Origin of the sequence: Streptococcus mitis (assembly GCF_003944325.1) — a bacterium.
Classification (GTDB): Bacteria; Bacillota; Bacilli; order Lactobacillales; family Streptococcaceae; genus Streptococcus; species Streptococcus mitis_CW.
Genome location: NZ_RJPX01000020.1, coordinates 1 through 19807, shown reverse-complemented (window position 1 = coordinate 19807; position 19807 = coordinate 1). Strand labels below are relative to the sequence as shown.

Below are 19807 nucleotides of genomic sequence, written 5' to 3'. Positions count from 1 at the left end.
ATTATTATCATAATGGACAAAGGCCGAGCTGTCAAGAATTTATAGTTATTTTAGTAAAAAGGAGCAGAAAATTTTCATTTTCTACTCTTTTTTATAGTATTTATACTTCTTTTTCAGAAGTTTTTACTTCAGCTTTTTTGGCAGACTTAATTTGAATCTTGCCCTTGCTGGTCATCACTGCCTTGAGGTCTTTTTCACTTGGATTTTCAAGATAGTAGTCAGTAATTGCGTCTTCAATATAGTCTTGAATAGTACGACGAAGTGGACGTGCTCCCATTTTTGGATCATAGCCGAGGTCAACTAATTTTTCCTTGACCTTGTCCGTTACATCCAGATGGATATTGTTGCTAGAGAGGCGCTTGTTAACATCTGCTAGCATGAGCTCGACGATATGAAGGAGATTATCCTTGCTGAGAGCTTTGAACTCAATGATACCATCAAAACGGTTCATAAACTCTGGGCTAAAGAAGTTACCGAGTTCACCAAGAACAGAGTTGGTACGTCCTTCGCGAGCTGCCCCAAATCCAACGCTAGCTTCGGCTTTTCCAGTCCCTGCATTTGAGGTCATGATAATAATGGCATCCTTGAAGCTAACGGTACGTCCTTGTCCATCTGTCAAACGACCATCGTCTAAGACCTGTAGGAACATATGCATGACATCTGGATGAGCTTTCTCTACCTCATCCAAGAGAATAAGAGAGTAGGGATTGCGACGGACTTTTTCAGTTAATTGCCCAGCCTCATCGTAGCCAACATAACCTGGAGGAGCACCAACTAATTTCGCAACACTGTGTTTTTCCATGTATTCACTCATGTCAAAGCGAATCATGCTGTCAGCAGAACCAAAGAGTTCGATGGCCAGTTGTTTGGAAAGTTCTGTCTTACCGACACCAGTTGGGCCGACAAAGAGGAAGCTTCCGATTGGGCGGTTAGGGGTACCAAGTCCGACACGATTACGGCGAATAGCTTTGGCTATTTTATCAACTGCATCGTCCTGTCCAATAACATGAGACTTGAGGTCTTCAGCTAGATGGATGAGTTGAGATTGTTCTTTCTCTTTCAAATCCCCAACAGGGATATTGGTTTTCTGCTCGATAATGTGCTCAATGGTTTTCTCACTGATGATAGGAGTATCTTGGTCTGTGACCTTTTTCTTTTGCATTTCCTTATACTTGGCGATCTGATCGCGGAAGTAGGCGGCCTTCTCAAAATCTTCCTCTCGTGTAGCTTGAGATTTGAGATTTTCAGCCTCAATCAAGCGCTGATCAATTACTTTAGGATCGACAAAATTCAAGGTCAAGTTCATCTTAGAGCCCGCTTCATCTAAGAGGTCAATGGCCTTGTCAGGCAAGAAGCGATCTTGGATGTAGCGATTGGAAAGAGTTGCAGCTGCTTCAATTGCAGCATCGGTATATTGAACGTGGTGATAGTCTTCGTATTTCTTTTGAATCCCTTTGAGGATAGTGATTGTTTCTTCCACTGTTGGTTCATCGACCTTAACAGGTTGCATACGACGCTCTAGGGCAGCATCTTTTTCAATGATACGGTACTCATTGAGGGTAGTGGCACCGACCAGTTGCAGTTCCCCACGAGCAAGGGCTGGCTTGAGGATATTTCCTGCATCCATATTGCCATCGCCTGCAGAACCAGCACCGACAATTTCATGGATTTCATCGATAAAGAGGATGATGTCCTCACGTTTGCGAATTTCTTCCATGAGTTTTTGCATGCGTTCTTCAAATTGTCCACGGATACCCGTTCCTTGAACTAGGCTAACCACATCCAGACGGATGACTTGTTTACCTTGGAGTTTATGTGGAACATCACCATCAACGATTTTCTGAGCTAGACCTTCGACAACGGCCGTTTTTCCGACACCTGGCTCGCCGATAAGAACAGGATTATTCTTGGTTCTGCGATTGAGAATCTCAATGACACGGATAATTTCATCATCGCGTCCAATAACGGGGTCTATATCGCCACGACGAGCAATCTCTGTTACATTGATACCGAATTCTTCTAGCAGGCCTTTTTCTTGGCTTGGGGGTGGAGTTTGAGCAGATCCACGNTTTTGGGAACCATAACCGCCGTTTCCACCGTAACCTCCACCTGATTGGGTTGGGGGAATAGGAGGAGTATTGTTGGACGGTCTGAAATTGTTTAGGTCATTGAAGAAATCACCAAAGGGATCGAAGTCACGATTATTTAGATCCGTCATTCCTTTAAAGAGACTGTTGTTAGGATCAGTCTTGATAATCTTGTAGCAGTTTTGACAGAGGTCAATTTGTTTTTGTTTTCCATTGAGATTGGTGTAAAGATGAATTGTTGAGTCGTTAATTTTACAGTTTTGACAAAGCATACATCTACCTCATTTCTTTCTTTAGCCTGACCTGTTCAAAGGTCAAAAATAGTCAAATTTCTATACTCTCATTATAACAGGATTGGGGTGTAAAGCAAGTAAAAAGATTGCAGCTTTGAGAAGTTGTTACAATGAAAATCTTCGTGGATTTGGACTATAAAAAAATCCTATTTGTGAGACAAAAAGGATTTTGGTTAGACATGCAGGGGAATCCCAGCTTGTTTTAGATTAGTAGAGGAGTTCGTAAATCTCCATGGCGATTAAGTCAATGCTATCAAAAGTATAAGTTTCGCGAGCTTCTACATCACGAAGGGTAAAGATTGAGCCGTTTTCTTCGTCGTGGCTGTATGCAACTTCTGCAACAACAACTCCTTCGCGTTCAAAATTACGTTTTAAATTTCCGCCGTCTTTTGCCATTGCTTCAAGGCGATTGATGATTCTAACCAAATGTGATTCCATTTTGATTCTCCTTCATTTCTTATCGTTACTATTTTACCATAAAGGAGGTCAACTTGACTAGAAAAAACTAAGATTTCTCGCTAATTCTACCAGCTTAAAGTTTTTTAGAATAAATTGGATAAAAAGTTTGAATTTTAATTCAGTATATGTTATAATCATACAGTATTCTATTTTAGAAAGCAGTGTGACTATGAATTTTTCTTTTTTACCTAAGTATTTACCTTATTTTAACTATGGGGCTGTTGTGACGGTTCTCATTTCTATCTGTGTTGTCTTTTTGGGAACTATTTTGGGTGTTGTCTTGGCTTTTGGGCAACGTTCAAAGTTTAAACCGCTTGTTTGCCTCGCCAACTTGTACGTTTGGATTTTCCGTGGGACACCGATGATGGTTCAGATTATGATTGCCTTTGCTCTTATGCACATCAATGCTCCGACTATTCAGGTTGGAATTTTAGGTGTTGATCTTTCTCGGCTGATTCCAGGGATTTTGATTATTTCTATGAATAGTGGTGCTTATGTTTCTGAGACTGTTCGTGCTGGGATTAATGCAGTTCCAAAAGGTCAGCTAGAAGCGGCTTATTCGCTAGGGATTCGTCCTAAAAATGCTATGAGATATGTGATTTTGCCACAAGCAATCAAAAATATTTTGCCAGCATTGGGGAACGAATTTATCACCATTATCAAGGACAGCTCCCTCTTATCAGCTATCGGTGTTATGGAGTTGTGGAACGGGGCTACAACAGTTTCTACAACAACCTATCTACCTTTAACACCACTTTTATTTGCAGCCTTTTACTACTTGATTATGACTTCTATTTTGACAGTAGCCTTGAAAGCTTTTGAAAAACGTATGGGACAAGGAGATAAAAAATAATGACAGAAACCTTGATAAAAATTGAAAATTTACATAAATCATTTGGAAAGAATGAAGTATTGAAGGGCATCAACCTCGAGATTAAAAGAGGAGAAGTTGTCGTTATCATCGGTCCTTCAGGGAGCGGGAAATCTACCTTGCTTCGTTCTATGAATTTGTTGGAAGAAGCGACCAAGGGGAAAGTTATCTTTGAGGGAGTCGATATTACGGATAAGAAGAATGACCTCTTTGCCATGCGTGAGAAGATGGGCATGGTTTTCCAACAATTCAATCTCTTTCCTAATATGACTGTGATGGAAAATATCACCTTGTCACCTATCAAGACCAAAGGTGAGAGCAAGGCAGTGGCTGAGAAGAGAGCCCAAGAGCTGTTGGAAAAAGTTGGTTTGCCAGATAAGGCAGATGCTTATCCACAGAGTTTGTCAGGTGGCCAGCAACAACGGATTGCCATCGCGCGTGGGTTGGCAATGGAACCAGATGTTTTGCTCTTTGACGAGCCAACTTCAGCCCTAGACCCTGAGATGGTTGGAGAAGTTCTGGCTGTTATGCAAGACCTTGCCAAATCAGGAATGACTATGGTTATCGTAACACATGAGATGGGATTTGCTCGTGAAGTGGCAGACCGTGTCATCTTTATGGCAGACGGTGTGGTTGTTGAAGACGGAACACCAGAACAGATTTTTGAACAAACCCAAGAACAACGGACTAAAGACTTCTTGAGTAAGGTTTTATAATCTATTTTAAGATTTCAAGACAAGATTAGTGAAAAGCTCGACCCGAGCTTTTTCTTATAGTTTGAAACTATAGGCTGACCTAGTCAAGAAGTGTTAGAGCTATATTGTATTTTTTGGTATAATTAAAGATATTTGTAAGAAAAGAGAAGTAATATGACACAGATTATTGATGGGAAGGGTCTAGCAGCTAAGTTACAAGGACAGCTGGCTGAAAAGACTGCAAGATTAAAGGAAGAAACAGGCCTAGTGCCTGGTTTGGTAGTGATTTTGGTTGGGGATAATCCAGCCAGCCAAGTCTATGTTCGCAACAAGGAGAGGTCAGCCCTTGCGGCTGGTTTCCGTAGCGAAGTAGTGCGAGTTCCAGAGACCATTACTCAAGAGGAATTGTTAGACCTGATTGCTAAATACAATCAAGATTCAGCTTGGCATGGGATATTGGTCCAGTTACCATTACCAAAACATATCGATGAAGAGGCAGTTTTGTTGGCCATTGACCCAGAAAAGGATGTAGATGGTTTCCATCCCTTAAACATGGGGCGTCTATGGTCTGGTCATCCTGTCATGATTCCTTCGACACCTGCAGGAATTATGGAAATGTTTCATGAATATGGGATTGACTTAGAAGGTAAAAATGCGGTTGTCATCGGTCGTTCAAACATTGTTGGGAAACCCATGGCCCAGCTTCTGTTGGCCAAGAATGCGACAGTGACCTTGACTCACTCACGCACCCATAATCTCGCCAAGGTTGCTGCAAAAGCGGATATTCTTGTGGTCGCAATCGGTCGTGCCAAGTTTGTGACTCCTGATTTTGTGAAACCAGGTGCGGTTGTCATTGACGTAGGGATGAACCGAGATGAAAATGGAAAGCTTTGTGGGGATGTTGATTATGAGGCGGTTGCACCACTTGCTAGTCACATTACGCCAGTTCCTGGAGGTGTTGGCCCTATGACCATTACCATGCTGATGGAGCAAACCTATCAGGCAGCCCTTCGGACATTGGATAGAAAATAAGAGAAAAATCGCTGAAGAGAGTGTATTTTTTATAGCTATATCTGAAATGGCAGAAATGAATATTAAATTTTAGATATAAGATTACAAAAGACAAACTATAAGAAAAGTCAATAGTTTTATCTAAAATATTTCTTGTTTCAAATTTGCTGATTTTAGAGCACGTCAAAAATCCCTTGAAAAAATCCATTTTTTCAAAGGTAATCCTGTGTCAAATTCAGAAGTTACATCACTTTTGTTCGTCAAAGGGTAGCTCGTTTTTGAGAAGATAAAACAGCATTCTGATAAGTTTTTTTGCAAGGTGAATGATGGTTACATTGTAATGTTTTCCTTGTTCTAACTTATACTCATCTGTTTTCAAAAAGCATTCTAATCCATCGCCGATTAACGATGGACTTTATCATTTCCTTCTCCAGTCCTTGTATGGCATCTTCCAAAGTTCGAAAGGCTTTATTCTTAAATCCACGTTTACGAATCTCTTTCCACACTTGTTCAATGGGGTTCATCTCTGGTGTGTGTGGAGGAATAAAGGTAAAGCCAATATTACTCGGAATTTTTAAGGTACTTGATTTATGCCATATAGCATTGTCTATGACAAGTAAAAGATAATCATCTGGATAAACTTGTGAAAGCTCTTCTAAAAAGGCGTTCATCCACTAGACTTCCTGCGAAACAAAAATATGATACAATAGAATTATGAAGCAAGTAAACAATTAACTGATGTTCGGTTTAAGCGCCTTGTTGGTGTTCAGCGTACTACTTTTGAAGAGATGTTAGCTGTGTTAAAAACAGCTTATCAACTTAAACACGAAAAAGGTGGACGAAAACCTAAATTAAGCCTAGAAGACCTTCTTATGGCCACTCTTCAATACACGCGAGAATACCGCACTTATGAACAAATTGCGGCTGATTTTTGCATTCACGAAAGCAACTTAATCTGTCGGAGTCAATGGATTGAAGTGACTCTTCTTTAAAGTGGTTTTACGATTTCAAAAACTCACCTTGGTGCTGAGGATACGGTGATTGTGGATGCAACAGAGGTAAAAATCAACCGTCCTAAAAAATCAACTAGCGAATTATTCTGGTAAAAAGAAATGTCATGCTATGAAGGCTCAGGCGATTGTCACAAGCCAAGGGAGATTGTTTCTTTGGATATTGCGGTGAACTATTGCCACGATATGAAGTTGTTCAAAATGAGTCGTATAAATATCGGACAAGCTGGTAAAATCTTGGCTGACAGTGGTTATCAAGGGCTCATGAAGATGTATTCACAAGCGCAAACTCCGAGGAAATCAAGCAAACTTAAGCCACTAACTCTTGAAGATAAATCTTATAATCATGTGCTATCTAAAGAAAGAATCAAGATTGAGAATATTTTTGCCAAAGTAAAAACGTTTAAAATGTTTTCAACAACTTATCGAAATTATCGTAAACGCTTTGGATTACGAATGAATTTGGTTGTTGCTATTATCAACCGTGAACTAGGATTTTAGTTTTGTAGGAAGTCTAATAAAATATATGAATTTGTGGAAGGTGAAAAAAGATCATACCCTGGTGAAATATGTTTTAAAAAATGTGATATCGACCTGTGCGATGTATTGATATTTAACAAAATCGTGGGTGAAGGACGTTTCAATGGAAATTCTATTGGTTTACAACAATTTATGTATGAATATATAGACTCAGAATTTGAAATCATTATTGAAGGCTATTATGGCAACACAACTACATATACAGGATGGCTGCGGGAAGATGGGAAACGACCAGTGACGGCAATTATGTATGTTTGGAACATCGGAGATATGGTGTATAACGTAAAAAATAAATGATTAAAAAAAACAATTTAATAAAGGAGAAAAGCTCATGAACAAATTTGAGAAGAGAAAATTGTTACAAGAATATCAAGTCAAACAAATGGAAGAATTTGAAGAGAACTTACCGATGGAAAAGAAATTATTTTATGAATTATTTGATTATCTAAATGATAAATCAGAAACGGTAGAGTGTAATCACGATTTTTCTTTAACAAATGAGTTTTTGAAAGATAAAAATGCGGATATTGAAAAGGTTATAGAATTTTTGCGAGAAAATGGTGCTGGTTGCGATTGTGAAGTGATTTTTAATGTTGAGGAAAAGTTTGAAGAATAAAATGTTTGTATTAGAAACAGACTGGTAAATTTGAAGGTGTAAGTAAAAATAGTGATAGATGAAACTAATAAATGATATTTTATGTGAAAAACTAAATCCGAGAAGTGGAGTTATCAAAATAAGTAGTTCTAATGATGAAGATAGAATTTATTTCGATATAAGTTGGGAGGGAGATTTCCATTTTATAGTTACTGGTTGGGTGCATTACGGGTGGTATTATGTACAAAGAGATAAAAATGTATATCGCCATCTTATGTTTATCAAAGAATAGATGATAGAGTGTTATCTGTAATGCAACACATTATAGACGAAATTGAAAATGGGAAATATAACAACAAAAAAACTGAAAAAGAAAAAATTAAACAGGTTATTGAAGAAAGAACTCTAACCTTTTTTATGAACAATACAAAATGGAAAGAACTGATAGATTCCATCATGGAGAACATGAGAGACATCCCGATACAATATAAGATGTTTTTTGATGAAGAAGAGCCTAGCATGTATTGGACGATTGATGCTGCTGAACATTTTTTTCATATGAATATGAGAATTGTTGAATGGTTTAAAATTAGAAGTAAATTTGAGAAAGTTCTTGGTCAAGGACGTTTAATTGAGCCAAAGATATGTGTTACTGATAAAAAAACAGAAATAGAGTGTATGCTTAATAAATTTAGTATTCCTTATGAATATGATGATATTGAAAAATGTTTTATTATTTTTGGGTATAGATAATGAAAATTGAAAATTAGAAGTTAAAGGGGTAATTGTTCCATTAAATAGAATAGTTTGTTGTGATACTCCTCTTTATATTAAAATATCCGACTATAAATATGAGGTGCGGTTAGGCTATGAATTAGTTTTTAAATATAATTTTTTTGTATAGCTTTTGGGAAGAATGTGTTGTTATCACTGATAAGTTTTAGCAGCAAGGATTATAAAAATATTTGGATATCACAAATGAAAAAGGCCTGGTAAACGCCTAACCGAAGCGATAAAACAGAAGAGGAAATGTGGAAGTCTTATCAAAAAATTGCAAACAGACAAACTTTTGAGAAACTATGCAATATGGAAGAGATTGCAAATGAATCTGATATAGTAAATAAAAAATCGGAAAATAGTTACCACCTTATCGCTCTGTACAAAATGATTGGATACGGAGTTACAGGGTTTTATCCTGCCTTGGAAGAAAATAAAGATGAGCTGGAGAGAAAAATCGAAGAATACATTATGTGCTTAAGAACAAATCCCATTTTGTTGGATTAGTAACTAAATATAAATTTTAAATTTTAAATTTTTAATAAGGAGGTCTGCACCTCCTTTTTGTTGTATAATAAAAGCGAGAGGAAAAAACGATGAAAGTGATTGATCAAGCCTTACTAGAAAAAGTCATTATTGAACGTTCTCGTACAAGTCATAAAGGAGACTACGGTCGCTTACTTCTGTTAGGTGGTACCTATCCTTATGGTGGTGCTATTATCATGGCTGCTTTGGCAGCTGTAAAAAGCGGTGCAGGATTGGTGACTGTTGGAACAGATAGAGAAAATATCCTTGCTCTACACAGCCATTTACCTGAGGCTATGGCCTTTTCTCTTCAAGACCAGCAATTGTTAAAAGAGCAGTTGGAGAAGGCAGAAGTAGTCTTAGTGGGGCCTGGTTTACGAGACGATACTTTTGGAGAAGAACTAGTCAAACAGGTCTTTGCTAGCTTAAGCCAGAATCAGATTTTGATTGTAGACGGAGGTGCTTTGACTATTCTTGCCAGAACAAGATTGTCATTTCCTTCCAGTCAGCTTATCCTAACTCCCCACCAAAAGGAGTGGGAAAAACTGTCTGGAATTACGATTGAAAAGCAAAACGAAGCTACAACAGCTAGTGCCTTGATTTCCTTCCCTCAAGGAACAATTTTGGTAGAGAAAGGTCCAGCTACTCGTATTTGGCAAGCTGGCCAATCTGATTATTACCAGTTACAGGTTGGCGGTCCATATCAGGCGACTGGGGGAATGGGAGACACTCTGGCTGGAATGATTGCAGGATTTGCAGGCCAGTTTAAGCAAGCTAGTCTTTATGAACGTGTGGCAGTAGCGACTCATATTCATTCTGCCATAGCCCAAGAACTAGCTCAAGAACATTATGTGGTCTTGCCGACGGAGATTAGTAATTTTCTTCCTAAAGTAATGAATAAAATATCTAAAAAGAGACTGGGGGAGAACTTAATTTGAGTGGGAAATTTAGAATTTTTTAAGATAAAACGCATAATATCAAGTTTTTTANACCTGATAATATGTGTTTTTATAATTTTGAAACCAATCATTTTCATAATCAGATTCATTCTCAATCGAAACCTTTTCCTTCAACTTCGATAGGTTGTTGAAAAAATTTTAAATACCTTTACTTTACCAAATATGTTCCCTATTTTATTTATGTCTCTATTTAATCATTTTTTGTATTACAGGCGGTCAATTATGAGAAATTTTTGGAAAAATAGTTCAAATGGAAAAAAGAAACGGAAATAGTTTTATAACAATGAATGTTCTTGTTTAATTGCTTTTTTTATTCATTTTACAAATTTTTAAAAATTATAATAAAGAATTTCTGAAATGAAAATATTTTTAATCTTATTTTCTTGTTTTAATGTTACTGAAAATAGAATATTTGATGTTTCCAACTTTTGAATAATAAAGGTATACATGATATAATGAAGGTAGCTCTTTAGTGGAGGTGTTTGAGTGGAAAATCTGAAGAAAATGGCAGGCATCAAGGCTGCTGAGTTTGTCAAGGATGGCATGGTAGTAGGATTGGGTACTGGCTCTACTGCCTATTATTTTGTTGAAGAAATCGGTCGTCGGATTAAGGAAGAAGGACTGCAGATTACAGCCGTAACGACTTCTAGCGTGACTAGTAAACAGGCTGAAGGGCTTAATATTCCGCTCAAGTCTATTGACCAAGTAGATTTAGTTGATGTGACGGTTGATGGCGCGGATGAAGTGGATAGTCAGTTTAATGGAATCAAAGGCGGTGGTGGTGCCCTTCTCATGGAGAAGGTTGTGGCAACGCCCTCAAAAGAATACATTTGGGTGGTGGATGAAAGCAAACTGGTCGATAAACTGGGTGCTTTTAAATTGCCTGTGGAAGTGGTTCAATATGGTGCAGAACAGCTTTTCCGTCGTTTTGAGCGAGCTGGCTACAAACCAAGTTTCCGTGAAAAAGACGGCCACCGTTTTGTGACGGATATGCAGAACTTTATCATTGACTTAGCCTTGGATGTCATCGAAGATCCAATTACCTTTGGGCAAGAATTGGACCAAGTTGTTGGTGTCGTAGAGCACGGCTTATTCAACCAAATGGTGGATAAGGTTATTGTTGCTGGACGAGACGGGATTCAGATTTTAACCTCAAGAAAAGGAAAATAGAAGGAGATACACTATGTCAAAATTTAATCGTATTCACTTGGTGGTACTGGATTCTGTAGGAATCGGTGCTGCACCAGATGCTAATAACTTTGTCAATGCAGGGGTTCCAGATGGAGCTTCTGACACACTGGGACACATTTCAAAAACAGTTGGTTTGAATGTGCCAAACATGGCTAAAATCGGTCTAGGAAATATTCCTCGCGAAACTCCTCTTGAGACTGTTCCAGCTGAAAGCAATCCAACAGGTTATGCAACAAAATTGGAAGAAGTATCCCTTGGTAAGGACACCATGACTGGTCACTGGGAAATCATGGGGCTCAACATTACCGAGCCTTTCGATACTTTCTGGAACGGATTCCCAGAAGAAATCTTGACAAAAATCGAAGAATTTTCAGGACGTAAGGTCATTCGTGAAGCCAACAAACCTTACTCAGGAACAGCTGTTATCGATGACTTTGGACCACGTCAGATGGAAACTGGGGAGTTGATTATCTATACTTCAGCTGACCCTGTTTTGCAGATTGCTGCTCATGAAGACATCATTCCTTTGGATGAATTGTACCGTATCTGTGAATACGCTCGTTCGATTACACTTGAGCGACCTGCTCTCTTAGGTCGTATCATTGCTCGTCCTTATGTAGGTGAGCCTGGTAATTTCACTCGTACAGCAAATCGTCGTGACTTGGCGGTATCTCCATTTGCACCGACTGTTTTGGATAAATTGAACGAGGCTGGTATCGATACTTACGCTGTTGGTAAAATCAACGATATCTTTAACGGTGCGGGTATCAACCATGATATGGGCCACAACAAGTCAAACAGCCATGGAATTGATACGCTATTGAAGACTATGGGCCTTGCTGAGTTTGAAAAAGGATTCTCATTCACAAACTTGGTGGACTTTGATGCCCTTTACGGCCACCGTCGTAATGCTCATGGCTACCGTGATTGCTTGCATGAGTTCGATGAGCGCTTGCCTGAAATTATCGCAGCCATGCGAGAAAATGACCTTCTCTTGATTACTGCGGATCATGGAAATGACCCAACCTATGCAGGAACAGACCACACTCGTGAATATATTCCACTTTTAGCTTACAGTCCTTCCTTTAAAGGAAATGGTGTCATTCCAGTCGGACATTTTGCAGATATCTCAGCGACTGTTGCCGATAACTTTGGCGTGGAAACTGCCATGATTGGGGAAAGTTTCTTGGATAAATTGGTATAAGATGACGCGCTATGCTTTACTGGTGAGAGGCATTAATGTTGGTGGTAAGAATAAGGTCGTCATGGCGGAACTTCGTCAAGAATTGACAGAGTTGGAACTTGAAAATATTGAAACCTACATCAACAGTGGCAATATTTTCTTTACTTCGACAGATCCCAAAGCCCAATTGGTTGAAAAGTTAGAGACTTTCTTTGAAGTCCATTATCCATTTATTCAGAGCTTTTCTTTGCTGAGTCTAGAGGACTTTGAAGCGGAACTTGAAAATCTACCAGCTTGGTGGAGCAGAGACTTGGCACGAAAGGATGTCCTCTTTTACACTGAGGGCTTGGATGTGGACCAAGTCATCGAGACGGTTAAAAGTTTAGAGCTGAAAGATGAAGTGCTTCATTTTGGAAAACTTGGGATTTTATGGGGGAAATTTTCTGAAGAATCCTACTCTAAGACTGCCTATCATAAGCACCTGCTCAAGATGCCTTTCTATCGCCACATTACCATTCGCAATGCAAAAACTTTTGACAAAATCGGTCAATTGCTAAAAAATAAAAAAGGAGACACACAATGACATTTTTAGACAAAATCAATGAAACAGCTGCTTTCCTGAAAGAAAAGGGAATCCAAGCGCCTGAGTTCGGTCTAATCCTTGGATCAGGTCTTGGAGAATTGGCAGAAGAAATTGAAAATCCAGTTGTAGTAGACTATGTTGACATTCCAAACTGGGGCCGTTCAACAGTAGTTGGTCACGCTGGTAAATTGGTATATGGTGAACTGGCAGGTCGCAAGGTCTTGGCTCTTCAAGGTCGTTTCCATTTCTATGAAGGAAATCCCCTGGAAGTCGTGACTTTCCCAGTTCGTGTGATGAAAGTTCTCGGATGTGAAGGTGTTATTGTAACCAATGCAGCTGGTGGTATTAGCTTTGGTCCTGGTACTTTGATGGCTATCTCAGACCATATCAATATGACGGGGCAAAACCCATTGATGGGTGAAAACTTGGATGATTTTGGTCCTCGTTTCCCAGATATGTCTAAGGCCTACACACCAGAATACCGTGCTACGGCCCATGAAGTGGCTAAAAAACTTGGTATCAAGCTTGATGAAGGTGTCTATATCGGTGTAACTGGTCCGACTTATGAGACACCAGCAGAGATTCGTGCCTATAAGGCATTGGGAGCAGATGCAGTTGGTATGTCTACTGTTCCTGAAGTTATTGTGGCAGTCCACTCAGGCTTGAAAGTTCTAGGAATTTCATGTATTACTAACTTTGCGGCTGGTTTCCAAGAAGAACTCAACCACGAGGAAGTTGTAGAAGTAACTGAACGTGTCAAAGGCGATTTCAAAGGCTTGCTGAAAGCGATTCTTGCAGCACTATGAGAAAGAACAATAAGTGTGAAAACTTCTCTATAAAGTAGAAGATGAATGAAATACTTAACTTCTATATAGAATTATAATATGAAAAATGAATGAGGTTCCTATACTTTTATAAACCTCTTCAAATCCTTGCTAACAAAGTATAAAAATGAAATCGTGATGCTAAAGGAGATTAGCTGATTGGAGAATATTGTTGGTAAAGAGGGTGAAAAAAATAAAAGAAAGATATATGTATAAATGAAAATTGGTCAACAAATTATGCGTTTTGGCATAAAAAAATTAAGTATCGGAGTTGTATCTGTAGCAGTTGGTTTTGCTTTTATAGTACCAACAGGTGTTTCTGCCAATGAAGGAAATCATGGTCTGAAAAATGAAGGCTCTGTATCAGTAGTAGCAAAGGATAGTCCTGTAAAAGAAAACACTGATAAAAAACAGGAAGTATCTATTACAGAGGAGAAAGCTACAGCTACTCAATCAACTTTAGAAACAAAAGAAGTTGTTACACATGGGAAAGAAAAAGCAGGAGAAGAATTATATAAGAAAGAATCTGCTGTGCCTCATGAGGAATTGAAGAAAGAGGAAATTCTAAAGGATGAGCCGAAAAATTCTCGTCCAGTAACAGAGGCAGACTTTGTCAAAATTTCTAAAGGTGAACTCCATGTAGAGAAGGATCTTGTAGATAATTCTTTATACGGTGGAAAATTTTTAGATCCTGATGGCGATGATGATCATGATGGAATAAAAAATAAGGATGAATTGTATATTTACAATAAAGATGGGAAAGACTATTTAGGTTACCATAGCCATCCATTACTAGCAGATAGTGATGGAGATGGATTAGCAGATGGAGAAGATGATAACAAGAAACAATGGTATGTCACAGATCGTGATTCCCTCCTTTTTATGGAGTTGGCTTATCGTGATGATGATTACATTGACAAAATTCTAGATCATAAAAATCCTTTTCCAAGTCTGTATCTTGATCGTCAAGAATATAAAATGATGCACAATGAGTTAGCCCCATTTTGGAAGATGAAAAAGGCTTATCATACAGCAAGTGGGATGGATGCTTTTTTGTTTGAAACTAAGAGTGATCTTCCTTATTTAAAAGACAATACTGTTCAAATGTTGGCTATTCGTGGAACGCGAGTTAATGACGCCAAGGATTTAAGTGCAGATTTTGTTTTGTTAGGAGGAAATAAACCTGCACAAGCGGATGATATCCGTAATGTTGTAAAAGAACTAGCGCAGGATTCCAGCATTACCAATCTTTATATGACAGGTCATTCGCTGGGAGGCTACTTAGCTCAAATAGCAGCGGTTGAAGCTTATCAAAAATATCCTACTTTTTATAATAATGTTTTGAAAAAAGTTACGACATTTAGCGCTCCTAAAGTAATTACTTCTCGAACTATTTGGAATGCTAAAAATGGTTTCTGGGATGTAGGGTTAGAAAGTCGTAAGTTGGCTTTATCTGGAAAAATAAAACATTATGTGGTCGATAATGATAATGTTGTGACATCTTTGATTCGTAATGATAATGATATTGTAACTTTCACAGGTAACTCTAGTTTCAAGCACCGTTCGCGTGGTTATTTTGAAAGTAGAATGAATGCTATCCCGAATTTTAATATTGGAAAACGTGATACGCTTGATAAACAGGGATATCGTGATCAAAAATTGGACAACGTTTATTTCTTTAAGAAACAACAAGTCCCTCTGTCATCTAGTCAACCAAGCTCTGAACCTCTTGAAAATATAGCTCTAGGGAAACGAGTAACTCAAAGTTCGACAGCTTTTGGAGGAGATGCTAGAAGAGCAGTTGATGGTAAATTAGATGGAAATTACGGACATAATTCTGTTACTCATACAGATTTTCAATCAAAACCTTGGTGGCAAGTCGATTTAGATAAGGAAGAAACGATTCGTCAGATTAATATTTACAATCGAACAGATGCTGCTCAAGATAGACTGACTAATTTTAATGTGATTCTTTTGGATAGTTTTGGAAAAGAAATTGAAAGAAAGCGTATTGCATACTTACGAGATAGTTCCGCTCAGATTTCAATTGATTATAAGAAAGCTCGTTTTGTACGCATTGAGTTAGATGGATATAACGCTCTTAGTCTCGCAGAAGTTCAGGTTTTTCGTGCTGAAAATATTGCTTGGAAAAAACAAGCACGTCAAAGCTCTACCGAATTTGGAGGAGATGCTAGTCTTGCTCTAGATGGTAATACCAACAGTAATTATAGTCAACAATCTATCACGCATACTAAGTTTGAAAATCAACCTTGGTGGGAAGTTGATTTAGGTCGTACAGAACAGGTAGGACTTGTTCGCCTTCATAATCGTGGGGATGGCGAACTTTCTAAACGTCTCTCAGACTTTGATGTAATTTTATACGATGAAAAAGGGCAAGAAGTTGCTAGACAATATGTTTCTCGTTTAGAAGGAAGCAGTTTAGATCTCCAGTTGAATGGTAAATTAGGTCGCCGTGTTCGCATTCAATTGCGTCAAAAAAATCAAGCTCTCAGTCTTGCAGAAGTAGAAGTTTTTCGATTTGTAGCTAAAAATAATGTAACTACTCAAGCTTCTAAGCCTGTACAACTGTTAAACTACACTCCTGTAAAAGATAAAACCCTGACTATCCAACATAGTGGTGCTTATATTGCACGTTATTCAATATCGTGGGAAGAAGTTACAGTAGATAAAAATGGTCAATCAGTTGTCCGAAGTCGTTCTTGGGAAGGGAATGGGCGCAATCAGACCGCAGGCTCTATCCTCAATCTCCCAATTAAGTCTAATATGCGCAATCTTCGAATTAAGATTGAGAAAAGAACTGGTCTTTTTTGGAATAGATGGCAAACAATCTATGATAATAGACCAATTCTTGCACAAGCCCATCGAAAAATCACTCACTGGGGAACAACATTGAATTCTAAGGTGAGTGATGACGATGTCTTATAATCTGATGATACAATGACAGTTAGGTTGTCTAGCTTATAAGGAAAGTACTAGCTGATTTTGAACAGAATTCAGGTAGCTTTCTATGAAAGAAAAAAATAAAACAGAAAGGTAGAGCGTGTGTTCTAATTTGAACACGAGCGGAAAACTCGGAAAATAGATAATCTGACTGAGAAATCAGGACTTCTCGTCAGATTCCTAATTTTCAGTCGTTTTCTTGTCGCTCTCTAATCTTCATAAAATAAAGAAAGGATGGGTAAACCGTATTTGCTGAACTGAATACGGGCGGAGAACTGTGTAAAAAAGATAAACTGTCTAGCATCTGCGATGCGTCGTCAGTTTCCTATTTTTACTTTGTTCTCTGTCGCCCTTTATATCTTAATTATGTCTATCCATATTGCTGCTCAGCAGGGTGAAATTGCTGATAAAATTCTTCTTCCTGGGGATCCTCTTCGTGCTAAGTTTATCGCTGAGAACTTCCTTGAAAATGCTGTTTGCTTTAACGAAGTTCGTAACATGTTTGGTTACACAGGTACTTACAAGGGTCACCGTGTATCAGTCATGGGAACTGGGATGGGAATGCCATCTATTTCGATTTATGCGCGTGAGTTGATTGTTGACTACGGTGTGAAAAAATTGATCCGTGTGGGAACTGCGGGTTCTTTGAATGAAGATGTCCACGTCCGTGAATTGGTTTTGGCGCAGGCAGCTGCAACTAACTCAAACATCGTTCGTAATGACTGGCCACAGTACGATTTCCCACAAATCGCTAGCTTTGATTTACTAGATAAGGCCTACCATATCGCCAAAGAACTTGGTATGACGACGCACGTTGGGAACGTTTTGTCATCTGATGTCTTTTATTCAAACTACTTTGAAAAGAACATCGAGCTTGGTAAATGGGGAGTTAAAGCTGTGGAAATGGAAGCAGCAGCTCTTTACTATCTTGCTGCTCAACACCATGTTGATGCTTTAGCTATTATGACTATTTCAGATAGTTTGGTTAATCCAGATGAAGATACAACTGCAGAAGAACGTCAAAACACCTTCACTGATATGATGAAGGTTGGTTTGGAAACCTTGATTGCAGAATAATTATAGCCAAAAAAGGAAGCCCTTCTTTATGAATTGGAGGACTTCCTTTTCTTATCTAGAAATTGGTCTATCTCTTTTTGTGATCTGAGGATGACCACTTTATATGGATAGTTTTTTTGAATCCACTTGTAGCGTTCCTTAGCGGATTTGCTCCGTCCGTCCCAAAGAATCCATCTGATAAACTCCCAATTAAATTGTTCTTGACAACCAGCTGCCATACTTTCTCTGACCTTGCCTCGGTATGTGAGATAACGTTTAAAAGCTCGAAATAGACAGGTCAATGGGGAAAAATTGAGAAAGATGATTTGGTCAGCTTCCTCCATTCTTTCCTCATAGAAACACCAAGAATAATTCCCATCTATGACCCAAGCTTCATTCTTTGTGAGAAAGCTTTTCATCTCGGTCAACATCCATTCGCGGTCACTGTCTTGCCAACCAGGTTGAAATTGGAGTGTATCCATGTGAAGTTTTGGGATGGAGTAGTAGAGAGATAACTTTTCAGCTAGCGTTGACTTACCAGCACCAGAATATCCGATAATTGCGATTTTCATTTCATACCTTCCCTATTTGAGGACAAAAAAACAGCCTCTATGGACTGTTTCTTATTTAGCAAGTTTAGCTGAAAGACGAGCTTTGTCGCGACTTGCTTTGTTTTTGTGAATCAAACCTTTAGTTTCTGCTTTATCGATAGCTGAGCTAGCAGCACGGAAAAGTTCTTCAGATGGGTTTGCTTCGAAAGCTTTGATAGCAGTACGCATAGCTGATTTTTGAGCTGAGTTCTTTTCGTTTTGTTTAACGTTCAATTCAGCGCGTTTGATAGCTGATTTAATGTTTGCCAATGTTCTTACCTCCATATTTACTAACTATACCATTATATCTGAAAACTTACGTTTTGACAAGGGAAAATTATTTTTTTAAGTAAATTTNATCGATTTCATGGTTCTTTGTTTTATGAAGAATCACTTCTGCACGATTTCTGGTTGGTTCAATATAATTTTGTAGATTTGTGAGATTGATACTGGTCCAGACCTGATGGGCAAAGGATTCCACCTCCCCAATCGGCATTTGTGTAAAACGATAGTAGTAGCTGTCAGGGTCGTTTTGGGCTAGGCTCAGCATTTTCAAGAAACGGTCAAGATACCAACTTTCGATGTCATCCACTGCAGCATCAACGTAGATTGAAAAGTCAAAGAAGTCAGTGATATAGAGACGCTCGTTTTGTGGATTTTGAAAGACGTTAATCCCCTCAACAATTACAAAGTCAGCTGCTTTGACGTTTTGTTTTTCCTCAGGAACAATGTCATAGACTTCATGAGAATAGACAGGAATATCCACATCTTGTCCATTTTTGATGCGATCCAAGAAGTTGAGGAGTGCTTCCATATCATAGCTTTCAGGAAATCCCTTGCGATTTAAAATCCCCTGCTCAATCAAGGTCTGGTTGGGATAGAGAAATCCATCAGTTGTTACCAACTCAACCCTAGCATCTGTAAGCGTACGGGATAGTAGGATTTGCAGTAGGCGACTTGTAGTGGATTTTCCAACGGCAACACTCCCAGAAACCCCAATGATAAAAGGTTGAGATTTGCTTTCACGTTGGAGGAAAATTCCTTTTGAAAATGCCAAATCATCCTTAGTGCGTTTGTAAATCTGAATGAGGTGTGCTAGTGGAAGATAGACATCGGTAACATCTTGTAAACTAATCTGGTCATTAAAACTCTTGATGGATTCTAATTCCTCTTCTGTCAAAGGAGGTGTTGTCTTTCGATGTAAAGATTGCCAAGTCTGGCGGCTGATTTTTTCAAAATGTAAAAATTCGTTGGTCATTTATTTTCCCCTAGATATTTTGTCTATCATACCATAAAAAGCTAAAAAAATAAAGCGGTTTCTTGATGATAATAAGACAATATCGTATAAGGTAACTTCTCAAAGTAACTTCCACTTGGCTTGTCAAAGTAGAAGTTAGTCTAAAACGGATTTTTATGGTGGAATTAAGTATGAGACGTTTGAGTTAGAAATGAGGTCCACTATGACAAAACATAAACACCTTACCCTTTCAGACCGTAATGATATCCAATTAGGCTTAGAGCGCGGTGAAACCTTCAAAGCTATTGGACAACTTATTCTAAAAGATCCGACAACCGTTTCCAAAGAAGTCAAACGAAA

The 19807-nt window shown here is 38.5% G+C and carries 20 protein-coding genes and 2 pseudogenes; 16 read left to right on the top strand and 6 right to left on the bottom strand.

The window, feature by feature from the left end:
- Positions 1 to 100: 100 nt before the first annotated feature.
- Entirely contained in the window at positions 101 to 2359 is a 2259-nt protein-coding gene (locus D8787_RS06805) for an ATP-dependent Clp protease ATP-binding subunit (protein ID WP_125422073.1), read from the bottom strand.
- A gap of 228 nt (positions 2360 to 2587) precedes the next feature.
- Positions 2588 to 2818: a DUF1797 family protein gene (locus tag D8787_RS06800; RefSeq protein WP_000443570.1), complete on the bottom strand. Its 231-nt coding sequence runs from the start codon at positions 2816 to 2818 to the stop codon at positions 2588 to 2590.
- Between the two features lie 190 nt (positions 2819 to 3008).
- On the opposite strand from D8787_RS06800, the gene D8787_RS06795 reads away from it, so the two are divergent.
- The 3 genes from D8787_RS06795 to D8787_RS06785 all read left to right on the top strand — a co-directional run bounded on the left by D8787_RS06795 (position 3009) and on the right by D8787_RS06785 (position 5437).
- A complete protein-coding gene (locus tag D8787_RS06795; protein WP_125422070.1) occupies positions 3009 to 3692 on the top strand; it encodes an amino acid ABC transporter permease in 684 nt (227 codons plus the stop codon).
- Positions 3692 to 4426, top strand: a complete 735-nt coding sequence (locus D8787_RS06790) for an amino acid ABC transporter ATP-binding protein (protein ID WP_000140954.1) — start codon at positions 3692 to 3694, stop codon at positions 4424 to 4426. The genes D8787_RS06795 and D8787_RS06790 overlap by 1 nt, the downstream gene beginning before the upstream one ends.
- Positions 4427 to 4579: 153 nt before the next feature.
- Positions 4580 to 5437, top strand: coding sequence for a bifunctional methylenetetrahydrofolate dehydrogenase/methenyltetrahydrofolate cyclohydrolase (locus D8787_RS06785; RefSeq protein ID WP_125422067.1), 858 nt, complete (start codon positions 4580 to 4582; stop codon positions 5435 to 5437).
- Between the two features lie 344 nt (positions 5438 to 5781).
- Here D8787_RS06785 and D8787_RS06770 read toward each other — a convergent pair.
- Positions 5782 to 6090: pseudogene (locus D8787_RS06770) on the bottom strand (transposase); the annotation flags it as partial.
- Between the two features lie 36 nt (positions 6091 to 6126).
- Here D8787_RS06770 and D8787_RS06765 point away from each other — a divergent pair.
- The 12 genes and pseudogenes from D8787_RS06765 to deoD form a co-directional block, all read left to right on the top strand.
- Positions 6127 to 6927: pseudogene (locus D8787_RS06765) on the top strand (IS5 family transposase); the annotation flags it as partial.
- 33 nt (positions 6928 to 6960) lie between these two features.
- Positions 6961 to 7263, top strand: a complete 303-nt coding sequence (locus tag D8787_RS06760) for a hypothetical protein (protein WP_185776769.1) — start codon at positions 6961 to 6963, stop codon at positions 7261 to 7263.
- A gap of 34 nt (positions 7264 to 7297) precedes the next feature.
- Positions 7298 to 7582 (top strand): DUF2695 domain-containing protein, encoded by a 285-nt coding sequence (locus D8787_RS06755; protein ID WP_001031754.1) that lies wholly within the window; start codon positions 7298 to 7300, stop codon positions 7580 to 7582.
- Positions 7583 to 7873: 291 nt separating this feature from the next.
- A complete protein-coding gene (locus tag D8787_RS06750) occupies positions 7874 to 8314 on the top strand; it encodes a DUF6678 family protein (RefSeq protein WP_221765914.1) in 441 nt (146 codons plus the stop codon).
- Between the two features lie 276 nt (positions 8315 to 8590).
- Positions 8591 to 8845, top strand: coding sequence for a hypothetical protein (locus tag D8787_RS06745; protein WP_084891400.1), 255 nt, complete (start codon positions 8591 to 8593; stop codon positions 8843 to 8845).
- 89 nt (positions 8846 to 8934) lie between these two features.
- Positions 8935 to 9801 carry an NAD(P)H-hydrate dehydratase gene (locus tag D8787_RS06740; protein ID WP_125422061.1) on the top strand — a complete coding sequence of 289 codons (867 nt, stop codon included), beginning with the start codon at positions 8935 to 8937 and terminating at the stop codon, positions 9799 to 9801.
- A 507-nt stretch (positions 9802 to 10308) separates the two neighbouring features.
- Entirely contained in the window at positions 10309 to 10992 is a 684-nt protein-coding gene (rpiA, locus tag D8787_RS06735; protein ID WP_102211495.1) for a ribose-5-phosphate isomerase RpiA, read from the top strand.
- A gap of 13 nt (positions 10993 to 11005) precedes the next feature.
- Positions 11006 to 12217, top strand: a complete 1212-nt coding sequence (locus D8787_RS06730) for a phosphopentomutase (RefSeq protein ID WP_125422058.1) — start codon at positions 11006 to 11008, stop codon at positions 12215 to 12217.
- 1 nt (position 12218) lies between these two features.
- On the top strand, positions 12219 to 12779 hold the full coding sequence (locus D8787_RS06725) for a DUF1697 domain-containing protein (protein WP_125422055.1): 561 nt from the start codon (positions 12219 to 12221) through the stop codon (positions 12777 to 12779).
- The gene (locus D8787_RS06720) at positions 12776 to 13585 is read left to right on the top strand and encodes a purine-nucleoside phosphorylase (RefSeq protein WP_125422052.1); all 810 of its coding nucleotides are present in this window, start codon (positions 12776 to 12778) and stop codon (positions 13583 to 13585) included. Before D8787_RS06725 ends, D8787_RS06720 begins: the two co-directional genes overlap by 4 nt.
- A 234-nt stretch (positions 13586 to 13819) precedes the next feature.
- The gene (locus D8787_RS06715) at positions 13820 to 16549 is read left to right on the top strand and encodes a thiol-activated cytolysin C-terminal domain-containing protein (protein ID WP_125422049.1); all 2730 of its coding nucleotides are present in this window, start codon (positions 13820 to 13822) and stop codon (positions 16547 to 16549) included.
- A 381-nt stretch (positions 16550 to 16930) separates the two neighbouring features.
- Positions 16931 to 17641, top strand: coding sequence for a purine-nucleoside phosphorylase (gene deoD, locus D8787_RS06710; protein WP_125422131.1), 711 nt, complete (start codon positions 16931 to 16933; stop codon positions 17639 to 17641).
- Positions 17642 to 17667: 26 nt separating this feature from the next.
- Here deoD and D8787_RS06705 read toward each other — a convergent pair whose 3' ends face one another.
- The 3 genes from D8787_RS06705 to coaA form a co-directional block, all read right to left on the bottom strand.
- Entirely contained in the window at positions 17668 to 18192 is a 525-nt protein-coding gene (locus tag D8787_RS06705) for a DNA topology modulation protein (protein WP_125422046.1), read from the bottom strand.
- A gap of 51 nt (positions 18193 to 18243) precedes the next feature.
- Complete coding sequence (gene rpsT, locus D8787_RS06700) at positions 18244 to 18480, bottom strand: 30S ribosomal protein S20 (RefSeq protein ID WP_001274000.1); 237 nt, start codon at positions 18478 to 18480, stop codon at positions 18244 to 18246.
- 67 nt (positions 18481 to 18547) lie between these two features.
- Positions 18548 to 19468, bottom strand: a complete 921-nt coding sequence (gene coaA / locus D8787_RS06695; protein ID WP_125422043.1) for a type I pantothenate kinase — start codon at positions 19466 to 19468, stop codon at positions 18548 to 18550.
- Positions 19469 to 19670: 202 nt separating this feature from the next.
- Between coaA and D8787_RS06690 the strand changes: the two genes are divergently transcribed.
- Positions 19671 to 19807 (top strand): helix-turn-helix domain-containing protein (locus tag D8787_RS06690; protein ID WP_142999762.1); only part of this gene is annotated, 137 nt, incomplete at its 3' end.